The sequence below is a fragment of the Komagataeibacter ossonobensis genome (assembly GCF_057359305.1).
Genome location: NZ_JBXAYQ010000003.1, coordinates 225,482 through 251,828 on the forward strand (window position 1 = coordinate 225,482; position 26,347 = coordinate 251,828).

Consider the following 26,347-nt stretch of genomic DNA (forward strand, 5'->3'; position numbering starts at 1 on the left):
TATGGCGGCGGCAGGGGCGTTTGCGTTTGCAACAACGCGGGACATGGGCATGCAGGCAACAAACCTTGCGATTGGAATTCTGTGCGTACTGGGCGGCGGGATCGCGGCCCAGTGGGTGGCGTGGCGGTTCAAGCTGCCGGCCATCGTGCTGCTGTTTTCCCTTGGCCTGATTTTCGGGCCGGGACTGGGAATCCTGCACCCCGGGGCTGCGATCGGACCGTATTTCCATCCGCTTGTGTCCATGGCCGTGGCCTTCATCGTGTTCGAGGGCGGGCTGGCGCTTGACCTGCGGCAATGGCGTGAATCGGGGGAGGGCGTGCTGCGGCTGACGGTCGCCGCCCTGCCGATCAACTGGATACTCGGCTCGCTTGCCGCGCATTATGTCGGGCACCTGCCATGGGGGACATCGTGGCTGTTTGGCGCGATCGTGGTGGTGACGGGGCCGACGGTGGTGCTGCCGTTGCTGCGCCATACCAAGCTGCGGCCACGGGTTGCGGCCTTCCTGCGATGGGAAGCCATCGTCAATGACCCCATTGCCGCCATCCTCGCGACGCTGGTGCTGGAATGCCTGCTGATCCGGCCGGCGCATGACGGGGGCATTTCGCTGGCGACGGTGGAAATCGGGCCGCACTTGCTGTTCGCCACCATGTTTTCGATTGCATGCGGCATTTTTCCCGCAATCCTGATCAAGTTCCTGTCCGCGCGCGACATGCTGCCCGAAATCCTGCGCATTCCCATGATCCTGGCCTTTGTCATGACGGTGGCCGCACTATGCAACCTGATCATGCAGGGGGCGGGGCTGATGGCGGCCACGGTGTTTGGCATGGCGCTGGCGAACCTGCATGTGACCGGCATGTCGGAACTGCAGCGGATCAAGGAATCCCTTGGGGTGATCGTGGTGTCGTGCCTGTTCGTGCTGCTGACGGCCGACCTGCCGCGCGCGCTGCTGACCGAACTGTCGCTGCCCATCATGGCGCTGACGTTCACCGTCATGTTCGTGGTCCGGCCGCTGGGCATTTTCCTGTCCACCATCGGGGCCAGCATGTCATGGCAGGAACGGCTGTTCGTGGGCTGGATCGCGCCGCGTGGCATCGTGGCGGCGGCGGTGGCGGGGGTTGTCGGCCTGCAGTTGCATGAAGCGGGATATCCGGGTGGCGACCTGATCACGCCCGCCGTGTTCGCGCTGATCGCATCGACCATGATCCTGCACGGGTTTTCATTGCGGCCCATGGCGCGCGCGCTGCGCCTGACCCTGTCGGATGAACCGGCGCTGGCCATCATGGGGGCCAATGCGTGGTCCACCAACCTGGCCCGCGTGGTGCATGACCGGGGCATACCGGTGCTGCTGGTCGATACCTATGCCCCGGCGCTGAACAAGGCGGCGGGGTTCGGCATCCCGATCCTGCGCGCGGAACTGCTGTCGGTCGAGGGGATGGAAAGTCTGGAGGAGCGCCCGGCGGACTACCTGATCGCGGCGACGCCGGATGCGATCTATAACGGCCTTGTCTGCGCGCGTATGGCCCCAGACCTTGGCCGCCAGCGCGTGTTCCAGGTCAGTCCCGGCATCGCGCGGCTGGACCTGTATCACGGCCTGAGCCGGGATTCGCGTGGCAAGGTGCTGGGGGAACCGGGGTGGAATTTCTCCTATATCGATTCCCTGTACGCCCGGGGCTGGCGCTTTGGCAGCCACGTCATGGAAGAACATGTGGAGGAAGCCGACCTGCTGTCCGGTCCGGGCATGCTGTTCATGATCATCCGCAAGGGCAGCGCGATCTGGATCTTTTCTGCCGAGGACGCGATTCCGGCTGAACCGGCGCAGGGCGACATCATCGTCATGCTGCTGCCGCCCGCGCCCGCCGCGGTGGCGGCGGCTTCATCCCCGGCGGCGGGACCTATACCGGCCTGACGTCGATTTCCGTCAGCCCGGCGGCCAGCAGGTGGCGCAGCACGGGTTCGGGCAGGGCGATGCAGCCTTCCGTCGGGCGGCCGCCTTTTGGCGGCAGGTGCATGAAGATGGCCGACCCCGCGCCAGAATGAACCGGTCCGTCGTTATAACCTAGAACCACGATAATGTCGTAAACGTGATCTTCCCGCCACAGCCGTTCGTGCCGCGCGGGATGGGGCAGGCTGACATGCCGGTTGTAATCGGGATGGCCGGGGTCGTCGCACCATCCATCAAGCGGGGAAAGCGGTTCCACAGGTAGATGACAAACAGGTGATGGGATCCGGTCGGCGCGATAGAACACGCGCCGCAGCGGCAGAATACCGCTGGGTGTTGCGTGATCTCCCTCCATTTTGCGGTTTTTTATGCCGCCCGCGCCGATAATGGCGGGGAAAATTTCGCGCATGCAATGCAGTTGTGCATCCAGCCCTGTATTCGTTTGTAAAATAGCGCGTATCATGAATTCCTCTGGATCGGGTCGTATTTATATTAATTCCGGCCTAATCTGGCAGCATACGGCATGATGGCCGGCGGGTCGCGGGCCTGTCGGTGGTGTGGCCGGAAATGAACACAAAGACAGAGACCGTCCTGCTAACGGGGCGGGACTAAAGTGATAAAGAGGGTTCGATGGCAGGAGCACGTCCCATACTGATAGCGGACGACGATCAGACTTTACGTCAGATGCTCGTTGAACAGCTGCAGATTGATGGTGAATTTGAAGCGATCGAGGCCGGCTCCGTCGCCGAGGCCTGGGAAAAGCTGCAGAAGCCGGGGGCGCGTTTCGACGCGATCATCCTCGATGTGTCCCTGCCCGACGGGGACGGGCGCGATTTCTGCGCCGACCTGCGGCGCAAGGGCAAGCGCATTCCCATCATCATCCTGACTGGTTCCGATGACGAGACGGACGTGGTGCGCGGCCTGGATGCCGGTGCAAACGACTACGTCGCGAAACCGTTCCGCATTGCCGAGCTTCTGGCCCGGCTGCGCGCGCAGATGCGCATTTTTGAAAACAGCGAGGACGCGGTCTTTGCAATCGGGCCATATATCTTCCGCCCGTCCGCCAAGCTGCTGCAGGAAACGGCCAAGAACCGCCGGATCCGCCTGACGGAAAAAGAGGCCGCGATCCTGAAGTTCCTGTACCGCGCGGGCACGCGCCCCGTGCCACGTCAGGTACTGCTGAACGAGGTCTGGGGCTATAACGCCGCCGTGACCACGCACACGCTGGAAACGCACATCTACCGCCTGCGCCAGAAGATCGAGCCCGACCCCACCAACGCCACCCTGCTGGTAACGGAAGGCGGCGGTTACCGCCTGGACCCCGAAGGGGGCAAGACCGCCATCGCCTGATGGGTGATGGCCCGCATTCGCAGGTTATCTGACGGGCCGCCCGGTTTCGGGCGGCCCGGTCGCGTTTATGGGGGAGCGTTCAGGCGTCCAGGTCGATCATGACCGGCACGTGGTCCGATGGCTTGTCCCAGTCACGTGCCGCCCGCAGCACCTGCATGTCGCGCAGGGCGGGCGTAAGGTCTGGCGTGACCCAGACATGGTCCAGCCGGCGGCCACGGTTGGATCTGCTCCAGTCCCGGTTGCGGTAGGACCACCACGTATAAAGCTTTTCCGTTGCGGGGACGAAGTGGCGCATGGCGTCGACAAAGCCGGTCTGCTGCCATGCCAGCAGGCGTTCGGTTTCGGCTGGCGTGTGGCTGACGATCTTCAGCAACTGCCTGTGGCTCCATACATCCTGTTCCAGCGGGGCGATGTTCAGGTCGCCCACCAGCACGGTGCGCCGCATGTCACGGCCGGAAAACCATTCCCGCGCTTCGTCCACAAACGCCAGCTTGTGGGCGAATTTCGGGTTTTCCGCCGGGTCGGGAATGTCGCCGCCCGCAGGCACATAGAAATCATGCACGTCAATCGCGTCAGCGCCCGTACCATGGCGTATGGCGATGTGGCGGCAGTCACCCCGCTGGCACCAGTCGGGCGCGTCCTCCAGCACGGTTACGGGCTGGCGTGACAGGATCGCAACCCCGTTATAGCCCTTCATGCCGCGAAACACGACGTGGTCGAATCCCAGCGCACGCACCGCATCCAGCGGGAACAGGCTGTCGGGCACCTTGGTTTCCTGCAGGCAGACGATATCGGGGGACGTGTCCCGGCACAGCTGGGCCAGCAGCGGCATCCGCAGGCGGAGGGAATTGATATTCCATGTCACAATACGCATATCGGGTGCATTGCCGATCGGGCGCGGGCTGACAAGAATATTTTTGTGCGTTCGATCCCCCGTGCGAGACAAAAACAGGAACGAATTACAAAAGGCGGCTGATATTCCGTGTAAAATGGAAACCGGGTTTTCCACCACGGAGATGCCACAATTTGTCCACCTGTGGGGTTGACAGGGCGGATTTGGGTTCATGCGGGGTGGGATTTTTTTTCCGGCCATCGGGTGGTCGGATATAGTGTTTTGAAAACAATAGGTTATCGTTAGTGATGTTTTTTTGGGCAATCCAAGTGCAGGAAAGGAAAACCGCCATCCGCACGTTTTTTTCTGCTGCTGCTCCACAGACTTATCCACATTATCGGTGGATGAACGGCTGCCATCCATGACAACCGCCGTTTCGACCGCCCCCGTTCAGCCTCCCGCCCAGCCGGTCGGGGTGGAAGCGATACACCACGCCCTGCAGACCATGCCGCAGTCACCGGGCGTGTACCGCATGCTGGGGCCGAAGGGTGACGTGCTGTATGTGGGCAAGGCGCTGAACCTGAAAAAGCGGGTCACGTCCTATACCCATGTCAGCCGCCTGACCGAACGCCTGCGCCGCATGGTGTCCGAAACCCGCAGCATGGAAATCGTCACCACCCATACCGAGGCCGAGGCCCTGCTGCTGGAGTCCAACTACATCAAGCGCATGCAGCCGCGGTACAACATCCTGCTGCGTGATGATAAAAGTTATCCATGGATCATGCTGACGGACAAGCATGATTTTCCCCAGATCAGCAAACATCGCGGCAAGCCGGTGAAGGGGGCGTCATACTGGGGGCCGTTCGCCTCCGCGTGGTCGGTCAACCAGACGCTGAACCTGCTGCAGCGCACCTTCCTGCTGCGTTCGTGTTCCGACAGTGAATTGCAGTCCCGCACGCGCCCGTGCCTGCTGCACCAGATCCATCGCTGCGCGGCACCATGCACCGACCGTATCAGCCGCGAGGATTATGCCAGACTGGCGGGGCAGGCACGTGACTTCCTTGCCGGCCGCAACCCCCGCATGCGCGAGCAGCTGGGGCGCGAGATGGAGGACGCAGCCGGCGCGCTGGAGTTCGAGCGCGCGGCGGCGATACGCGACCGCATACGCGGGCTGTCGGCATTGCAGCAGGATTCCAGCGTCATCAATCCCTCCACCGTGACGGATGCGGATATCATCGCCATCTGGCAGATCGCGGGGCAGTCGTGCATTCAGGTGTTCTTCATCCGTGCCGGGCGCAACAACGGCAACCGCGCGTTTTTCCCCACGCATGCGCGGGACGAGAACGCGCCCGACGTGCTGGCCGCCTTCATCGGGCAGTTTTATGATGACAAGCCACCGCCCGCCCACGTGCTGGTCAATCAGGACCTGCCGGAAGTGGATGTGCTGGCATCCGCGCTGACCCTGCGCCGGGGCCGCAAGGTCGAGATCACGCACCCGCAGCGCGGGGAAAAGCGCGGGGTGATCGAACATGCCGAAATCAATGCGCGTGAGGCGCTGGAACGCAGGCTGGCGGAAAGTGCGGGGCAGGCCCGGCTGCTGCAGGGGGTGGCCGACCTGTTCGGGCTGGACGCGCCGCCGCGCCGGATCGAGACCTATGACAACAGCCATATCCAGGGGGCCAATGCCTATGGCGTGATGGTGGTCGGCGGTCCGGAAGGGTTCGACAAGCGCGCCTACCGCAAGTTCTCCATCAAGGGGCCGGTCACGCCGGGCGATGACTTCGCCATGATGCGCGAGGTGCTGGAACGCCGCTTCCGCCGCGCGCTGAAGGACCGCGAGGAAGGCGTCCGGCCCGAGGACTGGCCCGACATCCTGCTGATCGACGGTGGGGCGGGGCAGTACACCGCCGTGCGCGGCGTGCTGGATGAACTGGGCGTGACGGGGGTGACGCTGGTGGGTATCGCCAAGGGGCCGGACAGGGATGCGGGCCGCGAATGGTTCCATACCGAAGGCCGCGCGCCCTTCCAGCTTCCACCGCGCGACCCGGTGCTGTATTACCTGCAGCGCTTGCGCGACGAGGCGCACCGCTTCGCCATCACCACCCACCGGGCCGGACGGTCCAAAACGCTGGTGCGCTCGGAACTGGACGATATTCCCGGCGTTGGACCTGCACGCAAACGCGCGCTGCTCAAGCATTTCGGCTCGGCGCGCAGTGTGCGGCAGGCGGGCCTGGGGGAACTGGAAAATGCGCCTGGTATCAATCGTGACATGGCGCGCGCCATATACGGATATTTCCATCCCGACTGGACAGGAGAGTGATCGGCTGTCATGCAGATGTGAGCATATGACCTGCCTGACAGGCGTTATCAGTATTTCGGTTTTCCCTCTTTTTTGGCTATAGCAGTACCAGCATGCTTACCGACCTGCCCAATCTCCTGACCCTGTCCCGCATTGTCGTGGTCCCTGTCGTTGTCGGGCTGGTCGTCATCCATACGGCGCAGACCGACTGCGCGGCGTGCATCCTGTTCATACTGGCGGGCATCACCGATTATCTTGATGGCAAGCTGGCGCGGGCATGGAACCAGAATTCCGACCTGGGCCGCATGCTTGACCCGATTGCGGACAAGCTGCTGGTGGGGGCGTCGCTCATGGTCATGGCGGGGCTTGGGCGGTTGCCGTATGGCTGCCTGTATCCGGCCATCATCATCCTTTCGCGTGAAATCCTGGTCAGCGGGCTGCGCGAATACCTGGCGGCAACCCGTGTCGGCCTGCCGGTGACGCGGCTGGCAAAATGGAAGACCGGATTCCAGATGACCGCCATCGGCTTCCTGCTGGCGGGCGACAGCACGGCGCATCTGCTGCATATCGGCTGGCTGCCGGTTGACGCGATGGGCGCGGTCATGATGTGGATCGCCGCAATCCTGACCCTGATTACCGGGTGGGATTACCTGTCCACCGGCCTGCGCCATGTCAGTCGTGGCACGCCGGGGGCCACGAAATTATCTTCCTGACCTACATGAAAAATTAACGCGCGGCGTGGTTGCTCTCTCCTGTGCGGGTCATCTGGCCCGCCTTGTGCCGGACAGGTCAGGGGAGGATACGGTGCGCAATGCAATGGTACTGTCATTGCTGGTAGGGCTTGCGGGGTGTGGTGGCTTTGGCCATATCCTGTCTGACAATACGGAACTGCCCGGCAGCCTGCCCAACACCCCACGTCCCGAGGTCGAGAACATGCGCCGCGTGGCGGGGCAGGCGCCACAGGTGCTGCCCATACTGCCGCAGGAACGCAATATCTGGCCGGTCGTGCGGCCGGGGCAATCGGTGCTGGCCGCGATCGGGGCGGACGGTGTCGTCAGCGCCGGTGCGCGTTCGCAACTGGTGGAACGCGAGGTGGACCTGCCCGCGGGCGGCGAGATGCAGATCGGCAACGATGCGGACCCTGTGGACGACCCGGCAGCGGGGGCGCGCGTTTCCGGATTGTCTTCGGGGCCATCGGCAACGCATAAGGGCGTATCGGATTCGGCCATTGTCGTCCCGAACGGCGATGGCACAAACACCGTGGTCGCATCTGACGGCACGGTTCAGGAACAGCAGGCACCATGATGGGCGCAGGCCGCATGGGAACGCTGTATCCATACAGGGAGATGACACCGGAATGCTGCGCATTCTCTATTTCGCATGGTTGCGGGACCGGCTTGGCCGCCCCGGTGAGACACTGCCCATGGGGGCGGATGTGCATTCCGTGCAGGACCTGATCGACCAGTTGCGCGCGCGCGGCGGGCCGTATGGGGAGATATTCGCGAAACCCGAACTGATCCGTGTTGCCGTGAACCAGAGTTTCGCCACGATTGACGCCCCTATTGCCGCCAATGACGAAATTGCCTTCTTCCCGCCGGTCACGGGGGGCTGACACCATCATGCCCTGCGTTACGGTCCGTGTTCAGGCGGAAGCATTCGATGCCACCCACGAAACCGCCCTGCTGCTGCGCGGACAGGACGAAGTGGGGGGCGTTGGCGCGTTTACCGGCATTGTCCGCGGGGGGGGCGGGCTGGTGGCGCTGGAACTGGAACACTACCCCGGCATGACCGAGTCCATGATGCGGCAGATCGCCGAATCGGCCTGTGCGCGATTCGGCCTGACCGGCTGCACCGTCATCCACCGCGTGGGCAGGCTGGCGGTGGGCATGCCCATCGTGCTGGTGCTGTGTGCCGCGGCCCATCGCAAGGCGGCGCTGGAGGGGACGGATTTCATGATGGACTGGCTGAAGACCAGCGCACCTTTCTGGAAACGCGAAGAATTCGCAAATGGACGCAGCGAATGGGTCCAGCCGCGCGCGCAGGATGATGCCGCGACGGCACGGTGGGGTGCGCTGGATCAATGAAAGGAGAGGGCGAAAATTTAAAATATTTCTTGCCCATTCCGTACTTGACCAAGCTCGCCCGCTGATTCGGAAGATCAGTCCACAATTTGTCCCCGCACATTATGTAGTGCAATCCGGTACCGTTTCCTCCATATATGGGGGGCAAAATCATAAAACCTCACCGCGCCGCACAGGATCGAAAGGCCCTGGGCGTCAGCGTGAGCCGATTACGGAGAATGTAAATGGTCCTGGATGACGTATCTGGAGGCATGCCCGATCGTTCGGCCGGTGAGGACGGGACCATGCAGGGAAAGGACAGTACGACGATGTCTGATATGCCTGACATGCTGGATAGCGTGGTGCAGCTACCGGGCCACCATCCCGTACGCGTGGACCATTCCCGTGATGCGCTGCTGACGGCATTTGGCAAGGCGACGCTGGATAACCGTTACCTGCTGCCCGGTGAAAGCTATCAGGACCTGTTTGGCCGGGTCGCGTCCTATTACGGGGCGAATCCGGCGCATGCGCAGCGGCTGTATGACTATATCTCGCGTCACTGGTTCATGCCGGCGACGCCGGTACTGTCCAATGGTGGCACCACGCGCGGCCTGCCGATTTCGTGCTTCCTGAACGAAGCCAATGACAGCCTGCGCGGAATCGTGGACCTGTGGAACGAAAATGTCTGGCTGGCGTCCAAGGGCGGCGGCATCGGGTCATACTGGGGCAACCTGCGCTCGATTGGCGAAAACGTGGGGCGCAATGGCAAGACGTCGGGTGTCATCCCGTTCATCCGCGTCATGGACAGCCTGACGCTGGCCATCAGCCAGGGGTCGCTGCGGCGCGGGTCGGCTGCGGTCTACCTGCCGGTCTGGCATCCCGAGATCGAGGAATTCATCGAACTGCGCCGTCCCACCGGCGGCGATCCCAATCGCAAGGCGCTGAACCTGCACCACGGCGTGCTGGTGTCGGACGCCTTCATGCGCGCGGTGGCGGATGATGATGAATGGGCGCTGCTGTCGCCCAAGGACAATTCGGTCATCCGCAAGATTTCGGCCCGTTCGCTGTGGATCCGTATCCTGACCGCACGGATGGAGCAGGGTGAGCCGTACATCATCTTTTCCGACCACGTGAACAATGCCCGTCCCGAACACCACAAGCTGGCGGGGCTGGAGGTCAAGACATCCAACCTGTGCGCGGAAATCACCCTGCCCACTGGCATGGACCAGCACGGGCGCGAACGCACGGCGGTGTGCTGCCTGTCCTCGCTCAACCTCGAGACATGGGATGAGTGGAAGGACAACCCGCAGTTCATCGAGGACGTGATGCTGTTCCTTGATAACGTGCTGCAGGACTTCATCGACCGCGCGCCGGACGACATGGAACGCGCGCGTTACGCCGCCATGCGCGAACGTTCGGTAGGCCTGGGGGTCATGGGCTTCCATTCCTTCCTGCAGGCGCGCAACGTGCCATTCGAAAGCGTGGTGGCCAAAAGCTGGAACCGCCGCATATTCAAGCATATCCGCACGCAGGCCGACGCCGCGTCGCGCAAGCTGGCGGAAGAGCGCGGGCCATGCCCCGATGCCGCCGATTATGGCGTGATGGAGCGTTTTTCCAACAAGATGGCGATTGCGCCCACCGCGTCGATTTCCATCATCGCGGGCAATGCAAGCCCGGGGATCGAGCCGATTGCCGCCAACGTGTTCCTGCAGAAGACGCTGTCGGGGTCGTTTACGGTGCGCAACCGCCACCTTGACCGCCTGCTGACGGAAAAGGGGCAGAACACGAACGAGGTCTGGTCCTCCATCACCCTGAACAAGGGCAGTGTGCAGCACCTCGATTTCCTGACCCAGCAGGAAAAGGACGTGTTCAAGACCGCGTTCGAACTGGACCAGCGCTGGGTGATCGAACACGCGGCCGACCGTGCGCCCTTCATCTGCCAGGCGCAGTCGATCAACATCTTCCTGCCCGCCAACGTGCATAAGCGCGACCTGCACCAGATCCACTACATGGCGTGGAAGCGGGGGGTGAAATCGCTGTATTACTGCCGGTCACTGTCCATCCAGCGCGCCGATGCCGTAAGCGACGGGCAGGAAAAGCGCGACATGACGAAACAGGAAGGCGACGCGCCTGCGACGTCCACCACCACGACCACGGATTATGAGGAATGCCTTGCCTGCCAGTAAGGGTGGGGTATTTTCAGGTATTGTCCAAGGTTATTTGTGGAATTCCCTGTTTCTGACTGGTCATGATGGTCCAAAAAGGGCTGTTTCCTATGTGGAACAGCCCTTTTTTTGTGTCATTATTTGATGTGGACATAGTGTTGGTCGGCTGTTTATTGTTCGGGTTGTCGGGATTCTGCCCGGCAGCCCGGATTCATGTAACAGGACAGGCATGGCCATGACCGATAAAGCCCCCGGTGCAGATGCCGCGACGCAGCCCGAACCCAGCCTGCTGACCACCAATCCCGTCTACAAGCCATTCCGTTATCCGTGGGCCTATGATGCATGGCTGACGCAGCAGCGTGTGCACTGGCTGCCTGAAGAAGTGCCACTGGCCGATGATGTGAAGGACTGGCACCGCACGCTGACGGAAAGCGAACGGCACCTGGTCACCCAGATCTTCCGATTTTTCACCCAGTCGGATGTGGAGGTGAACAACTGTTACATGAAGCACTACAGCCAGGTGTTCAAACCGACTGAAGTGCTGATGATGCTTTCGGCGTTTTCGAATATCGAGACCATTCACATCGCCGCCTACAGTCATCTGCTCGATACCATCGGCATGCCCGAGACCGAGTATTCCGCTTTCCTTAAATATAAGGAAATGAAGGATAAATATGACTACATGCAGCAGTTTTCGGTCAGCGATAACTACCAGATCGCCCGTACGCTGGCCGCTTTTGGCGCGTTTACCGAAGGGCTGCAGCTGTTCGCGTCCTTCGCCATCCTGCTGAACTTCCCCCGGCATAACAAGCTCAAGGGCATGGGGCAGATCGTGTCATGGTCGGTGCGTGACGAATCGCTGCACTGTGATTCGATGGCGCGGCTGTTCCGGGTGTTCGTGCATGAAAACCCGGAAATCTGGACCGATACCCTGCGTGATGACATCCGCCAGATCTGCCGTGACATTGTCGAGCACGAGGACGCGTTCATCGACCTTGCGTTCGAAATGGGCGCGGTGGCAGGGCTGGATGCGGGGCAGGTGAAGCAGTACATCCGTTTCGTCGCCAACCGCCGTCTGGGCCAGCTTGGGCTGGACGGGATTTATGATATCGCCACCAACCCGCTGCCATGGGTGGATGAAATGGTGAACGCGGTCGAACACACCAATTTCTTTGAAAATCGCGCCACGGAATACAGCCGGGCCTCGACGACCGGATCATGGGATGAAGCGTTTGCCTGATGGGCTGCGATGGATAATTGATAAACAAAAGTTTTCGGGTGCGCCTTTTGAAGCTTTTTGAAAAAAGCTTCACCAAAAACTTTTTCCAATTCGCGCACGGGCCATCAGGACGGTAGGGGCGCGCCGTCCTCCAGCACCGCGCGGGCGGCGGGGGTGAATTCGCCGCTGGCTTCATGCAGCGTCAGGCCGGGCAGCATTTCGCTGCCCGCGCGGGAATTCGCGCGTCCCTGCACCAGCACGATCCGCGCGGCATGCCCCTGACGGGGCCAGAAGGGGCAGATCCTGATCCGGCCCAGGCGTGCGTCCTCCATCGCGGCAATGCCGGCGGCCAGCAGGCTGGCGGGCAGGGCGAGTGTCAGGGTGCCATGGTGGCGCAACTGCGCAGCCAGCGCATCCACCCATCCCCCCAGCGCGCCCGCGGGCAGGCGGCGGGCCAGATCGCGCTGCATATGCGCGGAAGCCGACGAATCGTGCCCATGCCATGGCGGGTTGGCAAAGGCATGGTCGATGCGCCGGATGCCCGGTCCCGTCAGCAGCGGGTCATCGGGCAGGGCGGGAATGCCAGCCACGCGCACACGCAGGTCGTGGCGCCCGTTCAGACTGAAATTGTACTGTGCCAGCGCGGCGGTGGCGGGGTCGCGTTCCAGCCCGACTCCCGCAAGGCGGGGCACCCGATTCGTCAGGCACAGCAGTCCCGCCCCCGCGCCGCATCCACCTTCCAGCACGACCTCTCCGGCCCGGGCGGGAACAAAAGCAGCCATCAGAACCGGTTCCAGTCCGGTCCTGTTTCCGGTGGGAAACTGGCGATAGACCACCTTTCCACCCAGCAGGGTGCCCGTCGTGACGGGGGCATGACCCATGGGGAAAGGGGGGGGCGTATCATCAGCCTCATGCCGTGTGTGTGTGTGGTCTGGCTTGACCGTTATTCCGCCGCCGCCCATATACTCATATCTATGTTCATACATTCGGAACCGGGAGAGTAACCTTTTGGCCCTAGCAGTTAGTCTGCCGGAATCCGACGAAACGGCAAGTCAGAAAGACGAAAGGGCTCGCCGCCCGATGGCAGATGGATCAGAAGTCGCCCTGCGTGACCTGTCGGACTATCTCGCAGAGGACATGGCCGCGTGTAACCGCGCCATTGTCGAGCGGATGGACAGCCCGGTTGCGCTCATTCCCCAGCTTGCGGCCCATCTGGTCGCCGCAGGTGGCAAACGGCTGCGCCCGCTGCTGACGCTGGCGTCGGCCCGGCTGTGTGGCTACAGGCCCGATGCCACACACCAGCGGCATGTGGCGCTGGCGGCCTGCGTGGAGTTCATTCACACCGCAACCCTGCTGCATGATGACGTGGTGGATGAAAGTTCCCTGCGCCGGGGCATGGCCAGTGCGAATGCAGTGTTCGGCAACAAGGCATCGGTGCTGGTGGGCGACTTCCTGTTCGCCCGTTCCTTCCAGCTCATGACGGATGATGGCTCGCTCAAGGTCATGAATATCCTCTCGTCCGCTTCCGCCACGATCGCGGAAGGGGAAGTGCTGCAGATGTCCACCCAGAACGATCTTTCCACACGGATTGACCAGTATCTGGAAGTCATTCATGGCAAAACTGCGGCATTGTTCGCCGCTGCCTGTCGCGTGGGCGCGGTCGTGGCCGAGCGGGAAGGGGCGGAAGAACACGCCCTGGAATCCTACGGCACCAATCTGGGCATGGCGTTCCAGCTGGTGGATGACGCGCTGGATTACGCAGCCGACCAGGCCCGTCTGGGCAAGACGGTGGGCGATGACTTCCGTGAAGGCAAGATTACCCTGCCGGTGCTGGCGGCCTATGCCGCCGGGTCGGAAGAAGATCGCGCCTTCTGGCATCGCGTGATCGAGGAAAGCGAACAGAAGCCCGAAGACCTTGACCATGCGCTCAGGCTGATTGAACAGACCGGGGCTATCCGCACCACGCTGGACCGGGCGACGGAATACGCCACGGCCGCGCGTGAAGCGCTGTCCATCTTCCCCCCCAGCCGTCTGCGTCAGTTGCTGCAGGATACGGCCAGTTACACCATCAACCGCCTGCGTTAAGCAGGTGGTTCAGCGCTAAAAGATAAAAGTTTTCAGGTGCCGCCTTTTTTCAAAAAGGCGGCATTCTTCTGAAGCTTTTTGAAAAAACTTCACCAAAAACGTTTTCAGGAATGGACCGTCACGCCTTCGCTGAACAGACACGGCGCATCTGCCGCATAACCCAGCCTGCACAGGCCGGGCAGCAGGGCAGGCAGGTCGGTCGGCATGGCGGTAAAGCAGACCCGTTCGGTCAATGGCGACCGGATATCCGCGGTCGCGCTGCACTGGTCCAGAATGCGCGCAGCCTGCCGGGCGACAGCCGGTGCGGGGTCCAGCCACGTGACATGCGCGGGACCGGTTTCACGCATTGCGTCCAGCAGGAAGGTATAATGCGTGCAGCCAATCCCGACCACGTCAATCCGGTCCCCGCCCGTCTGGCCAAACAGGCCATCAAGTTCGGTTTTCAGTTGCTGGCGGTCGGGTGATCGCCCCCGGAACGCGGCTTCCGCCATGTCGGCCAGTCCCCGCGCGCCATAGGCCAGCAGGGTGCAGTCAGGGGCAAAGCGCGCGCTGAGGTCACGCAGATAGGGACGGCGCACCGTGGCGCGCGTGGCCAGCAGGCCAATCGTGCCGGTGCGTGTATGGTCCGCCGCCCATTTTATGGGGGGCACGCAACCCACGAAGGGCACGTCATACGCCGCACGCAGGCTGTCCAGCGCCAATGTGCTGGCGGTATTGCACGCGACCACCACCACATCGGGGCTGAGGCGGTCAATGGCCTGGCCCAGCAGGGTGACAATCCGGTGCCGCAGCGGCGCGTCGGGCTGTTCGCCGTATGGGAAAACGGCGGTATCGGCCAGATAATCGACCGCGACCCCCGGCAGGAGATCGCGGATATGACCCACGATCCCCAGTCCGCCAATGCCGGAATCAAAAGCGAGGATACGCGCCATCGCCCTGTCCGTAGGTTCAGGTCCCGGCGTCGCGCTTGGCCTTCAGCGCCAGCGCTTCTTCAGCACTCCCCACGCCGCCATGCCTGGCCGACCATGCACAGGGGTCTTCCAGGAAGCGGCGGACTTCGGCGGCATCCTTTTCCGAGAAATAGGGCTTGCCCGCGCAGGCTTCCAGCACATCCCACCACGTGCACAGCGCATGCAGGCTGATATCCATGTCAGCCAGCGTGCGGTAGGCACCGGGGAACACACCATAGAAGAACACGACGAAGGTGTGATCCACGATCGCGCCGGCCTTGCGCAGCGCGTTGGCGAACTGCACCTTGGACGAACCATCGGTGGTCAGGTCTTCCACCAGCAGGGTGCGCATGCCTTCGGGCACGTCGCCTTCGATCTGGGCATTGCGACCGAAACCCTTGGGTTTCTTGCGTACATAGGCCATGGGCGCCATCATGCGGTCGGCAATCCATGCGGCGAAGGGAATGCCCGCCGTCTCGCCACCCACCACGGCGTCAATACTTTCGTACCCCACATGGCGGCCGATCTTTTCCACCGCCAGTTCCATGATCTTCTGGCGTGCGCGCGGGAAGAAGATGATGCGGCGGCAGTCGATATAGACCGGGGATTTCCAGCCCGACGTCAGGGTGTATGGGTCATCGGGGCGGAAATTGACGGCCTTGATTTCCAGCAGCAGGCGCGCCGTCATCAATGCTGCGTCGCGGTCCCATGCCGTGGAACCTGTTGAAAGTCCGGCCCCGTTCCCCGTGGCGTCGTGCATACCCTATCTCCGGCCAAATGATATGTGGTGTCATCAATGACAGCACAGACGATTAACCGCAACAGATGTGAAAATCCATCTGTCTGCGTGGACTGCGGGCATAATTGCCGAAAAAAGGCCACATCGGAAACATAACGTGACCCGATCAGCAGAGTGTGAGGCCATGCGTACCTTGCCCCATGGGGGTATTCGATCTAATATCCCAATACTGATAATCATTCTCACCAATGGGTCATCGCATCGTGTCTGTTGAAAACAGTCGCATCTCTCGCAAGTGCGAGCGTGCCGTAATCACCGCCTATCAGGAACTGCGTGGCGTAGGGACCAGCGATGTGTCGGCTTTTCATGCCTGCACCACCCTGTACCGCATCCACCATCCCGAATCCTCGCTGAATGAGGCACGGCGCCTGGTGTCGGAATGGATCGACCACCACGTGATCCAGAAACGTCCCGGCCCCACGAATGGCTGCGAATGTGACTGATCGGGCACGAAGCAGGGAACACATTATATAAGGAAAGGGCGGGCCAATGCAGGACCCGCCCTTTTTTGTATGACGGACACGAAACACGGCGGGTCGAACCGCCACCATTCGTTTCCTGTTCCCGCGCCGGGCGGATGGTGCATCCGCCCGGCGCGGGGGGCAGTCAGCCCCGCTTGGCAAACGGTACGAAGTCGCGTTCCGGTGACCCGGTGTAAAGCTGGCGGGGACGGCCGATGCGCTGGCCCGGTTCCTCGATCATTTCCTTCCACTGGCTGATCCAGCCGGTGGTGCGGGCGACCGCGAACAGCACGGTGAACATGCTGGTGGGGATGCCCATGGCCTTGAGGATGATGCCGGAATAGAAATCGACATTCGGGTACAGGCTGCGCTTGACGAAATATTCGTCGTGAATGGCGATCTTTTCCAGTTCGATTGCCAGATCCAGCAGCGGATCGTCCTTGATCCCCAGTTCGCCCAGCACTTCATGACAGGTCGCCTGCATGATCTTCGCGCGCGGGTCGAAGTTCTTGTACACCCGGTGGCCAAAGCCCATCAGGCGCACGCCGCTGTTCTTGTCCTTCACCTTGGCGATGAATTCGGGAATGTTGTCCTTGTGGCCGATTTCAGCCAGCATTTTCAGCACGGCTTCGTTGGCGCCACCATGCGCCGGCCCCCACAGCGCCGCGATACCGGCGGAAATGCATGCAAACGGATTGGCCCCGGTGGAACCAGCCAGACGCACGGTGGATGTGGACGCATTCTGTTCATGGTCCGCGTGCAGGATCAGGATACGGTCCATGGCGCGCGCCAGGACAGGATTGATCTTGTACGGCTCGCTGGGAACAGCGAACATCATGGACAGGAAGTTTTCCGCGTACGACAGGTCATTGCGCGGATAGATGAAGGTCTCGCCCTGCGTATATTTGTACGCCCATGCCGCAATGGTCGGGATCTTGGCGATGATGCGCATGGCCGACTGGTAGCGCGTGGTCGCGTTCGAAACATCCAGCCCTTCATGATAGAAGGAGGACAGTGCCCCGACCGTGCCACACAGGATGGCCATGGGGTGGGCGTCACGACGGAAACCGTTGAAGAAATTGCGGATCTGCTCGTGCAGCAGGGTGTGGTGCTTGATCGAGTTCACAAACCCGTCGTACTGCGCCTTGTCCGGCAGTTCGCCGTTCAGCAGCAGATAGGCCACTTCCATGAACGTCGCCTGTTCGGCCAGCTGCGCGATGGGATAGCCCCGATGCAGCAGGATGCCCTTTTCACCATCAATGAACGTGATCTTGCTGGAGCATGAAGCGGTTTCGCCATAACCGGGATCATAGGTGAATACCCCGGCCTGCGCCGGCAGCTTGCGGATGTCGATGACATCCGGTCCCAGCGTACCTGACAGGACCGGCATGGTCACATCCTTGCCGTTCAGCGAGATTGTGGCGCTTTTTCCGGACTCGCTCATCTACAACACTCCTCTTGGGTGCCGACCTCGCGCACATTGGGGCAGGGCGGCACATGTCTCCAACCTCCGGGCATCCTGTCGTTCGTGCGACAGTTGGTAAGTGTGCCCAAATTTTTATACCCGTGCGCCGCATTGGCGGCGGTCAGCGGGCCTCGGGTCTGACGATAGGAACGAATGCCCCGTCGTGGCAATCCGTCCCCCCCGCCTGCGGCAATGACATTATTGGCAAGACAGGTCGGTCAGGCGGATATCCCCGTCAACCGCCTGATTCCATGCCTGCGTGGCGGTAAAGCAGGCCATCGAGGCCGGTGGAAAGCCCAGATGCAGCGCATTTTCCAGCCCCGACGGACAACGGCGCGCAGCCCAGTGCGCAACCAGCGCCTGCAGGCCGGGGTTGTGGGCTAATATCATGATATTGTTGAATTTATCCGGAACCTCATACAGCAGGTCACGGATGGTTTGGGGTGCCGCGTCATACAGGGCGTTCACATATCGGATATCGGGTTGCCGATCGCCATAAAATGATCCGATCGCGGCCAGTGTCTGGCGCGTACGCACCGCCGGGCTGACCATCACCAGGTCCGGCGCGAAGTGCCGTGCGCGCAGCAGCGCGCCACAGCTGGCGGCGGTCTGGCGGCCATGGGCGGTCAGGGGACGGTCGAGGTCAGCCTGCATCCCCATTTCCCCGAACGGGGCGGGGGCGGCCTGCGCATGGCGCATCAGCACCATTTCCCGGACCGGGGCGGGGCGGCCTGCCTGTATGTCGGGCATCGGGGGCTTACCGCCCTTCGCTGGCGGCAATGGCTTCATGGTGGCGGATGACCTCGCGGATGATGAAGGCGAGGAATTTTTCGGCAAAATCCGGGTCCAGCTGGGCTGACTTGGCCAACTGGCGCAGGCGTGCGACCTGACGGGCCTCACGCGCGGGGTCTGCGGGGGGCATGTGGTTGGTCGCCTTCAGCTTTCCCACCGCCTGCGTATGGCGGAAACGTTCGGCCAGCATGTAGATCAGGGCCGCATCGATATTGTCGATGCTGCGACGCAGTTCTTCCAGCTTCGCCTGCGCGGCATCCTGCGTGGCCTGGGTGGTGTTCATGTGGGAAGGCTCTCCTGAAGTATGGGAATGCTTGTGGGCTTAAAGGATGGGCGGCAGGTCGATCCATGCCAGGTGGCCACCCTTGCCCGCGCCGGTATCGGTAAAGATGGCGCGACCGCCCATCCGGCCATGCCTGACCCATGGCCGCCCGTCGGTGGATCGGCGGTCATGCCCGCAATATACCGTATAGCCCGCGGGAATGTGATCGACCCAGTTCAGCCGCCGTTCAGGGTAGCCGTCCTTCTGCATCCGGCCCGTCGTCTCGCCAAACAGGGCGCGCGACAGCAGGGGGGTGACGGTGCCCAGCCCCGGCGGCGGCAGTTCGCCCAGCATGCGGACATGGAAGCCGCCATGCACGAATATCGACTGCCCCAGCACGATCCACGCGGGCGCGCATGACAGGTCCGCCAGCGCGCGCTGGAATACGTCGCTGTTTTCCTCGGCCATGAACTGGGTCAGGGTTTCCATCAATGGCGGGTCGCGCCGCATCTTGCGCCCCTGCAGCGCACGGGCCAGCTTGCGGTCATGGTTGCCCAGGATGAACAGCCCGCGCCGTTCATCGATCAGGCGCTGCATCAGGCGGAAGGCCCCGGCACTGTCGGGGCCGTAATCCACCAGGTCACCCAGCTGTATGACAAACCGGTCCGTCGCCGCGGCATGGCGGAAGGCGTGCAGGTCACCATGCACGTCGCCCACGACGCGCAGGGGACGGCCGGCCAGCAGGTCCGCCAGCGGGTGCGCCGGCATCGTGACCGGGGGTAACGGGTAATCCCTCGCCGGGGCGGGCGGGGACGTGCCTTCCCGTGCCATGACAGGCCTGTGAGAGGGAAATCGACGTCTCAAACGAAAATCCTCTCCTGTCTCTATGGCGGTGCCGTGTGCCGGGGTCCCCTGATTGGGTCTTGTTGCCTATTATTCACAAGATTGGCCGCCTTTGCACTAGGGGGATGGCCAAGAATGTATCTTTAATGACACAAAACGGTTGCAGGCAGGTAACGACATTCCAGCTGGCTGACGGAGTATATTGCCAAAAATACATACCAAAAATACACCCTGCGCATATCCCGTCCGGTGATGGAGCAAACGTGAAACCCGTCACCGGGGTCCGGGCGCGGTGTCACACTCTTTTGTTGTGACGTCGCCTGTCGGAGGGAGAACAGATGATGGCGTCATGCCGAAGTGGAACGCAGCGTCGGCGCATGGGGTGCAACGGGAATACCCACACCGCACGCGAGGGCTGGGCAGATCGGACAGGTGCCAGCACGATGGGGACAGCAAAAGCCCCGCCAGACCCTGGCTGAGGCATACGACATATCCGGCTCAGGCCGGACATAACGATAAGAGTTTGAGGGAAAGTTCATGATCGACCACACCCGAATCCGGAATGCGGCGCTCCGGGCCAAGATCACCACCGCCGAGCAGGCGGCGTCCCTTGTCCGACCGGGCAGCACGGTTGGTACCAGCGGCTTTACCGGCGCGGGTTACCCCAAGGCCGTGCCGCAGGCGCTTGCCGCCCTGATGGAGCGCGAACATGCCAAGGGTAACGAATACCGTATCCGGCTGCTGACCGGGGCCTCCACCGGGCCGGAACTCGATGGCGCGCTGGCCAAGGTCAACGGCATCTCCTTCCGCATGCCCTACAATTCCGATCCCGGCCTGCGCGCGCGCATCAACAAGGGCGAGACGGAATACCTGGACATGCATCTCAGCCATGTCGCCCCCATGGCCTGGGCGGGATTCTTTGGTGAGATCGACACCGCCATCATCGAGGCCACGGCCATCCGTGAGGACGGCAGCATTGTCCCGTCGTCTTCCGTCGGCAATTCCAAGACATGGCTCGATACCGCCAAACAGGTGATCATTGAGGTCAACAGCTGGCAGGACGCGGCACTCGAGGGGATGCACGACATCTGGTACGGCGCGGCCCTGCCGCCGCATCGTCAGCCCATTCCGCTGCTGCGCCCCGATGACCGCATTGGTGGCACGTCGCTGAAGGTGGACCCGGCCAAGATCGTGGCGATTGTCGAAACCAACGCCCCCGACCGCAACGCCCCGTTCTCCCCCCCCGACGAGACCGCGCGCGGCATCGCGGGCCACCTGATGGAATTCTTTCGCCATGAAGTGAAGATGGGCCGCCTGCCGCCATCGCTGCTGCCGCTGCAGTCCGGCGTGGGCAATGTGGCCAATGCCGTCATGGGCGGGCTGGAAGAAGGGCCGTTCAACGACCTGACCGCCTATACCGAGGTCATTCAGGACGGCATGCTGGGCATGCTGGAAACGGGCAAGATGCGGGTCGCGTCGGCCACTGCGTTCTCCCTCAGCCCCGAAGCCGCGGAATCGCTCAATGCCCGCATGCGTGAATTCCAGAAGAAGATCATCCTGCGCCCGCAGGACATCAGCAACCATCCCGGCCTGATCCGTCGCCTGGGCTGTATCGCCATGAACGGCCTGATCGAATCGGATATCTACGGCAATGTGAACTCGACCCAGATCATGGGTTCGAAAATCCAGAACGGGATTGGCGGTTCGGGGGATTTTGCCCGCAACGCCTATATTTCCGTATTCATGACGCCGTCCACCGCCAAGGGCGGCAAGATTTCCGCCATCGTGCCCATGGCGTCGCATGTTGACCACATCACGCAGGATTCGCAGGTGCTGGTGACCGAACAGGGTCTGGCCGACCTGCGTGGCCTGTCGCCCAAGCAGCGCGCGGAAGTGATCATCGCCAACTGTGCGCATCCCGATTATCGCCCGATGCTGCAGGATTATTACAAGCGTGCCCGTGCGGGGTCGTTTGGCCAGCAGTCGCCGCACCTGCTGAACGAAGCCCTGTCGTGGCACCAGCGCTTTATCGATACCGGCAGCATGATGCCGTAATCACAGGCGCTGTTTCCCATGGAAGCATGAAGCCTGCGGGAAAGGCGGCGGATGGTGACCGCCCCTTTCCCACACCGGCATCCGGTTCAGGATAAAAGAGGCCTGTGGGATAATGGTTCCCACAGGCCTGTTCTATTTCGCACTGGATGCCTGTTTGAAAATCAGAAGTTCTTGGCGAAGCTTTCTTCAAAAAAGGCGGTGTCCGAAAACTTTTATTTTTTAATAACAGTGTTTTATGCGGTGGGCGTGTCCACCATCTCGGTCGCGCGTTCCAGATCGACCGACAGCACGCGGCTGACCCCGCGTTCCTGCATCGTCACGCCATACAGCCGGTCCATATGCGCCATGGTCAGCTGGTGATGGGTCACGACAAGGAAGCGCGTGCCCGCTTCGGCCACCATGTCACCCAGCAGGGCGCAGAAACGGCCCACGTTGGCGTCATCCAGCGGGGCATCCACTTCGTCCAGCACGCAGACGGGCGCGGGATTGCAGCGGAAGACCGCGAAAATAAGCGACAGCGCCGTAAGCGCCTGTTCCCCGCCCGACAGCAGGGACAGCGTCGCCAGCTTCTTGCCCGGCGGCTGGGCATAGATTTCCAGTCCCGCCTGCAGCGGGTCATCATTGCCCACCATGCCCAGATGTGCCCGCCCGCCATTGAACATGCGTGCGAACAGGGACTGGAAATGCTGGTCGATCTGGGAAAACACGGCCATCAGCCGCTCGCGTCCCTCGCGGTTCAGCTGGCCGATCATGCCGCGCAGGCGGGCGATGGCGGATTGCAGTTCGTCGCGTTCGTGCAGGATGGTGTCGATCTTGCCCGATGCGTCCTGTGCCTCGATTTCGGCACGCAGGTTGACGGGGCCCAGTTCGTCACGCTGGCGGGTCAGGCGGGCGACCTTGCGGCGCAGGCCGGTTTCGGCGTTCACGCTCAGATCCGCCGGTACCACACCGGCGGGTGGCTGCGATTCCGCCTGTAACTGTTCCAGCAGCACCTGCGCCTGCTCCCGCCTGCCTTCAGCGCGGACCAGTTCCTCACGCGCGGCGGTCAGGACTTCCTCCGCCGTGCGGCGGCCTGCCTGCAGTTCGCTCTGGCGGTCCTGTGCCTGCTGTAGTGCCGTCGCCGCCACGTCGTGGCTTGCGGCATACTGTTCCAGTTCGGTCGCGATCGCATCCCGCCGCGCACGCACCGCCACGGGTTCCGGGGCCAGGCGTTCATGTTCGGCCTGTGCGTTGTGCAGTCGGGCCAGGGCTGCTTCGGCCTCCAGCGTGGCGGCCTCGACACGGGCGGTCCATTGCGCCAGTTCCTGTGCTGATGCGTCAAAACGCTGGCGCAGGCTGGCTTCTTCCGCCTGCAGTTGCGCCACGGCGTCGCGGCGTTCATGTTCCTGTGCGCGCAGGGCATCATCGTGCGTGCGCAGTTCGCCCAGTGCGTGTTCCAGCCCGGCAATGTCAGGCAGGGCCGCCAGCCGCGTCCGCGCATTTTCCACCGCTTCATCCGCCTGCGCCACCGCAAGGGACAGGTCCGCCATTCGTGCCCGGCGGGCTTCCAGCCGTGCGCCGGTTTCGCGCATTTTCTGTTCCAGCCCCGCGCGGGCCGTGCGGGCGTGTTCCAGTTGCGTGGTGGTGGCTTCCACCGTGTCGCGTGCCTGGCGCAGGGCCTGTTCCGCCTCACTGGCGGCGGTCGTGGCCTGCCGTGCCGCCCCTTCGGCAAGGTCGGGGTCGGGCAGGGTCGTAAGCTGTTCGCGGCGTGTGGCCAGTTCGGCCGCCAGCGCGTCGCGGTCGGTTTCCAGCCGGGCCAGTTCGGGCTGCATGGCCTGCAGGCGGGTTTCGGCCTCGCTATGGCTGGACATGGTGGCCTGTATGGCCTGACGGGCCTGTTCCAGCTTCGCTTCGGCCTGCTGGCGGGTGGTGCGCAGCCCGCTTTCATGGGTCTGCGCCTGCGCCACCTGCGCGCTGGCGGCTTTCTGTGCCTGTTCCAGCCGGGCCAGATCCGGCAGGCTGGATTCGTGTTCCTGTGCGCGGGTGCAGGCGGCCTCGGCTTCCTTCAGGGCGGCGGCAGCCGTGTCCTGCTGCACGGCAAGCGTGTCGATCTGGGCCGTGATGGTGGCATGCCGCCGTGACAGGTCGGCTTCCTGCGTGCGGGTGGTGCCCAGTGTGCTTTCGGCACTGGCGCGCGCCGTACGGGCGGCTACCAGTTCCCGCGCCGCCTGTTCGCGGGCCGTGGCGGCAGTGCTGGCTGCCTGTTCCAGCGCCGGAATTTCGGTACGCGCCTGCTCCAGTTCCGCGCGCAGTTCACGCAGGCGGCCAAGCTGCTTCAGCCGCAGGGCCGCGCGTCCGGGCAGGTTGGGGGCCTGTACATAGCCATCCCACCGCCACAGCGCGCCATCGCGCGTGACAAGGCATTGCCCCGGCATAAGGCTGGCCTGCAATGCTGTCCCATCCATGCTATCGGGCAACAGCCCCGCAGCCCCCAGCGCGCGGGACAGGGCGGGCGGCGCGTTCAGCAGGGCGGAGAGCGGCTGGATTCCCGCGGTGGGGAAGGGGGCGGGCGTGGTCGTGGGCAGGTCGTGCCATTCACGCGGGGCCTTGCCTTTCAGCGTGGCGTTCAGCCCATCTGACAGGACAACGGCCAGCGCGGTTTCCAGCCCGGTCGGCACATGCAGGCTTTCCGCCAGGGTCGTCCCGGATTCGGGGGCGTCCGTATCGCTGTCGCTTTGCAGGGCGCGGGCAAGGCCGTCGGCTTCCGCTTCCAGCCCCGACAGGGTGGCGCGCGCCTGTGACAGGCGGCTGGCGCAGGCTTCGTCTTCCCGCGTGGCAGAGACACTGGCGGTCTCGATGGCCGCCATGTGTTGCTGTGCGGCTTCCAGCGCGGCCTCGGCGGCTTCACGTCTGCTGACAAGGGTGTGCAGGTCCGCATCCGGTACCGCCTGCGCGCGCAGGCGTTCCATGCTGGCGGCCAGCGTGTCCACCTCGCCCTGCGCGCGCTGTCGGGCCGCCCGCGCCGTGCGCAGGGCTTCCTGCGTGGTCTGGCGGGTGGCGCGGGCATCCTTCAGGCGGGCATTGGCCTGTATTTCGGCCTGTGTCGCCTGTGCGCGGGCTTCTTCCGCATTGCCCAGTTCCGCGCGGATGGCGCTGAGCGTGGCTTCCGCCTCGGCCACCACCTGTGTCAGGCGCTGGCGTTCGGTTTCGGGGACAAGGCTGGCGCGGGCCTTTTCCACATGCGCGCGCACGCTGGCGATATTGCGTTCCAGCGCATCCAGCCGGTCGCGCACCGCATTGGCGTCATGCGTCGCCTGTTCATGCACGCGGCGGCTTTCGGTGGCGGCATTGCGGGCAAGGCCAGCCTGCAGCACGGCTTCCGAATGGGTGTGGGTCGCGGCTTCACGCGTGGCTAGTGCATCGGTCGCACACTGTTCGGCTTCGATGATCCGCGCATCATGTTCGGCAATCGCGGCTTCGGTCGGCATGGTGGCCTCAAGGTCCGCGATTTCGGTGGCCAGTTCCGTGTGCTGGGTGGCAAGGCGTTCGTGCGTGGCGATGGCGCCATCCAGCACTTCGCGCGCCTGCGTGGTCTGAAGCTGGGCTTCGCGCAGGGTCGTGGTGGCCTGTTCCACGCGTCCGGCCATGTCTGTCATGGCCTGCGCCAGCGTGGCGCATTCAGCCTGTGCTGTCGTGCACAGGTCGGGCAGGGCGGACAGGCGTTCTTCCACCTGCGCGTGTTCAGCCACCAGCCGGTCGCGCATGACGGTGGCGTCATCGCGGCGGGCAAGGGCGGCGGCCTGCGCGCTTTCGCATTCGCTCAGCCGCGTGCGGGCGGCATCCAGTGCGGCTTCGGCACGGGCCAGTTCATCGGCAATGGTTTCGGCGCGCACCTTGAAACGTTCCAGTTCGGTGCGCCGGGTATCCAGTTCGTCGCGCAATGCGGGCAGGGTCTGGGTGATTTCGTAATCCGCGATGACCGCGCCTTCGGCGACCTCCTCGGCGGCCTTCAGGTCGCGCCGTGCCGCGTGCAGGGCGGTTTCGCCATCGGCCACGGCCTTGTGCGCGCGGGCATGAAGCAGCGCAAGCAGGGCGACTTCCGATTCCCGCAATCCCTGTGACAGTTCACGGTAATGGCCTGCCTGCTCGGACTGTTCCTGCAGGTCACCCAGCCGGGCCTCAAGCTGGATGCGCAGGTCCTCGGCGCGGGCCAGGTTGGCTTCGGTCGCGCGCAGCTTCAGTTCGGCTTCATGCCTGCGGCCATGCAGGCCGGTAATGCCGGCGGCTTCTTCCAGAATGGTGCGGCGTTCTTCGGGCCGCGCGTTGACCAGCGCGGACACGCGGCCCTGGCTGACCATGGCCGAAGAACGCGCCCCCGACGCCAGATCCGCAAACAGCGTCTGCACGTCGCGCCCGCGCGTGGTGCGGCCATTGATGCGGTAGCCACTGCCTGCACCCCGGTCCGCGCGCCTGCACACCTGCAGTTCGTCCTGCCCCTGAAAGGGGGCGGGGGCGACCTCGGCCGCTCCCTCCAGCGTCAGGGTGACTTCCGCCATGTTGCGTGCGGCGCGCGCGGTGGTCCCGGCAAAGATCAGGTCGTCCATTTCCCCGCCGCGCAGCGAACGGGCGTTGGTTTCCCCCATGACCCAGCGCAGGGCCTCGACCACGTTGGACTTGCCACAGCCATTCGGCCCGACAATGCCCGTCAGCCCCGGCAGGATATCGACGGAAACCGGGTCGGCGAAGCTTTTGAACCCTGCGATGCGCAGCCGGACGAAACGGGCGGTCATGA

22 protein-coding genes are annotated in these 26,347 nt (G+C 63.2%); 12 read left to right on the forward strand and 10 right to left on the reverse strand.

All coding sequences use genetic code 11. From position 1 onward, the window contains the following. Position 1 precedes the first annotated feature (1 nt). Positions 2-1,906, forward strand: a complete 1,905-nt coding sequence (locus AC1RQ9_RS05075; protein WP_193732170.1) for a cation:proton antiporter — start codon at positions 2-4, stop codon at positions 1,904-1,906. Here the strand turns inward: AC1RQ9_RS05075 and AC1RQ9_RS05080 are convergent. Further along, positions 1,893-2,348, reverse strand: coding sequence for a L,D-transpeptidase family protein (locus AC1RQ9_RS05080; protein WP_485985833.1), 456 nt, complete (start codon positions 2,346-2,348; stop codon positions 1,893-1,895). The genes AC1RQ9_RS05075 and AC1RQ9_RS05080 overlap by 14 nt on opposite strands. A 221-nt stretch (positions 2,349-2,569) precedes the next feature. Here AC1RQ9_RS05080 and AC1RQ9_RS05085 point away from each other — a divergent pair, with 221 nt between their 5' ends. Then, entirely contained in the window at positions 2,570-3,289 is a 720-nt protein-coding gene (locus tag AC1RQ9_RS05085) for a response regulator transcription factor (protein ID WP_026018684.1), read from the forward strand. Positions 3,290-3,368: 79 nt separating this feature from the next. Here AC1RQ9_RS05085 and AC1RQ9_RS05090 read toward each other — a convergent pair whose 3' ends face one another. Further along, positions 3,369-4,163 carry an exodeoxyribonuclease III gene (locus AC1RQ9_RS05090; RefSeq protein WP_485985835.1) on the reverse strand — a complete coding sequence of 265 codons (795 nt, stop codon included), beginning with the start codon at positions 4,161-4,163 and terminating at the stop codon, positions 3,369-3,371. A 379-nt stretch (positions 4,164-4,542) separates the two neighbouring features. Between AC1RQ9_RS05090 and uvrC the strand changes: the two genes are divergently transcribed. From uvrC to AC1RQ9_RS05125, 7 genes are all read left to right on the forward strand, one after another. Continuing rightward, positions 4,543-6,441: an excinuclease ABC subunit UvrC gene (uvrC, locus tag AC1RQ9_RS05095; protein ID WP_485985837.1), complete on the forward strand. Its 1,899-nt coding sequence runs from the start codon at positions 4,543-4,545 to the stop codon at positions 6,439-6,441. Positions 6,442-6,533: 92 nt separating this feature from the next. Then, complete coding sequence (gene pgsA / locus AC1RQ9_RS05100; RefSeq protein ID WP_193732166.1) at positions 6,534-7,133, forward strand: CDP-diacylglycerol--glycerol-3-phosphate 3-phosphatidyltransferase; 600 nt, start codon at positions 6,534-6,536, stop codon at positions 7,131-7,133. A gap of 25 nt (positions 7,134-7,158) precedes the next feature. Next, entirely contained in the window at positions 7,159-7,725 is a 567-nt protein-coding gene (locus AC1RQ9_RS05105) for a hypothetical protein (protein WP_485985838.1), read from the forward strand. A 52-nt stretch (positions 7,726-7,777) separates the two neighbouring features. Next, complete coding sequence (gene moaD, locus AC1RQ9_RS05110; protein WP_010508027.1) at positions 7,778-8,032, forward strand: molybdopterin converting factor subunit 1; 255 nt, start codon at positions 7,778-7,780, stop codon at positions 8,030-8,032. 7 nt (positions 8,033-8,039) lie between these two features. Continuing rightward, entirely contained in the window at positions 8,040-8,504 is a 465-nt protein-coding gene (locus AC1RQ9_RS05115; RefSeq protein ID WP_485985839.1) for a molybdenum cofactor biosynthesis protein MoaE, read from the forward strand. Positions 8,505-8,785: 281 nt separating this feature from the next. Further along, positions 8,786-10,666, forward strand: coding sequence for a ribonucleoside-diphosphate reductase subunit alpha (locus AC1RQ9_RS05120; protein ID WP_485985862.1), 1,881 nt, complete (start codon positions 8,786-8,788; stop codon positions 10,664-10,666). Positions 10,667-10,880: 214 nt separating this feature from the next. Continuing rightward, positions 10,881-11,885, forward strand: a complete 1,005-nt coding sequence (locus AC1RQ9_RS05125) for a ribonucleotide-diphosphate reductase subunit beta (RefSeq protein ID WP_485985840.1) — start codon at positions 10,881-10,883, stop codon at positions 11,883-11,885. 104 nt (positions 11,886-11,989) lie between these two features. Here the strand turns inward: AC1RQ9_RS05125 and AC1RQ9_RS05130 are convergent, their stop codons facing one another. Beyond that, positions 11,990-12,745: a tRNA1(Val) (adenine(37)-N6)-methyltransferase gene (locus tag AC1RQ9_RS05130; RefSeq protein ID WP_485985841.1), complete on the reverse strand. Its 756-nt coding sequence runs from the start codon at positions 12,743-12,745 to the stop codon at positions 11,990-11,992. Between the two features lie 199 nt (positions 12,746-12,944). Here AC1RQ9_RS05130 and AC1RQ9_RS05135 point away from each other — a divergent pair, with 199 nt between their 5' ends. Beyond that, positions 12,945-13,949 (forward strand): polyprenyl synthetase family protein, encoded by a 1,005-nt coding sequence (locus AC1RQ9_RS05135; protein WP_485985842.1) that lies wholly within the window; start codon positions 12,945-12,947, stop codon positions 13,947-13,949. A 104-nt stretch (positions 13,950-14,053) separates the two neighbouring features. On the opposite strand, the gene AC1RQ9_RS05140 is transcribed toward AC1RQ9_RS05135, so the two are convergent. Both AC1RQ9_RS05140 and AC1RQ9_RS05145 read right to left on the reverse strand, forming a co-directional pair. After that, the gene (locus AC1RQ9_RS05140; protein ID WP_485985843.1) at positions 14,054-14,881 is read right to left on the reverse strand and encodes a glutamate racemase; all 828 of its coding nucleotides are present in this window, start codon (positions 14,879-14,881) and stop codon (positions 14,054-14,056) included. Between the two features lie 16 nt (positions 14,882-14,897). After that, complete coding sequence (locus tag AC1RQ9_RS05145) at positions 14,898-15,659, reverse strand: orotate phosphoribosyltransferase (RefSeq protein WP_485985844.1); 762 nt, start codon at positions 15,657-15,659, stop codon at positions 14,898-14,900. A 227-nt stretch (positions 15,660-15,886) separates the two neighbouring features. Here AC1RQ9_RS05145 and AC1RQ9_RS05150 point away from each other — a divergent pair, with 227 nt between their 5' ends. Beyond that, entirely contained in the window at positions 15,887-16,141 is a 255-nt protein-coding gene (locus tag AC1RQ9_RS05150; protein WP_010508037.1) for a hypothetical protein, read from the forward strand. Positions 16,142-16,304: 163 nt separating this feature from the next. Here the strand turns inward: AC1RQ9_RS05150 and gltA are convergent, their stop codons facing one another. The 4 genes from gltA to AC1RQ9_RS05170 all read right to left on the reverse strand — a co-directional run bounded on the left by gltA (position 16,305) and on the right by AC1RQ9_RS05170 (position 19,446). Continuing rightward, positions 16,305-17,603 (reverse strand): citrate synthase, encoded by a 1,299-nt coding sequence (gene gltA, locus AC1RQ9_RS05155; RefSeq protein ID WP_193732157.1) that lies wholly within the window; start codon positions 17,601-17,603, stop codon positions 16,305-16,307. Positions 17,604-17,822: 219 nt separating this feature from the next. Beyond that, positions 17,823-18,374, reverse strand: a complete 552-nt coding sequence (locus AC1RQ9_RS05160) for a SixA phosphatase family protein (protein ID WP_485985845.1) — start codon at positions 18,372-18,374, stop codon at positions 17,823-17,825. 7 nt (positions 18,375-18,381) lie between these two features. After that, positions 18,382-18,699, reverse strand: a complete 318-nt coding sequence (locus AC1RQ9_RS05165) for a chorismate mutase (protein WP_193732152.1) — start codon at positions 18,697-18,699, stop codon at positions 18,382-18,384. 39 nt (positions 18,700-18,738) lie between these two features. After that, positions 18,739-19,446, reverse strand: a complete 708-nt coding sequence (locus tag AC1RQ9_RS05170) for a metallophosphoesterase (RefSeq protein WP_193732155.1) — start codon at positions 19,444-19,446, stop codon at positions 18,739-18,741. A 612-nt stretch (positions 19,447-20,058) separates the two neighbouring features. On the opposite strand from AC1RQ9_RS05170, the gene scpC reads away from it, so the two are divergent. After that, positions 20,059-21,576: a succinyl-CoA:acetate CoA-transferase ScpC gene (gene scpC / locus AC1RQ9_RS05175; RefSeq protein ID WP_019091418.1), complete on the forward strand. Its 1,518-nt coding sequence runs from the start codon at positions 20,059-20,061 to the stop codon at positions 21,574-21,576. Between the two features lie 233 nt (positions 21,577-21,809). Here the strand turns inward: scpC and AC1RQ9_RS05180 are convergent, their stop codons facing one another. Beyond that, positions 21,810-26,345, reverse strand: coding sequence for an AAA family ATPase (locus AC1RQ9_RS05180; protein ID WP_485985846.1), 4,536 nt, complete (start codon positions 26,343-26,345; stop codon positions 21,810-21,812). Positions 26,346-26,347 lie beyond the last annotated feature (2 nt).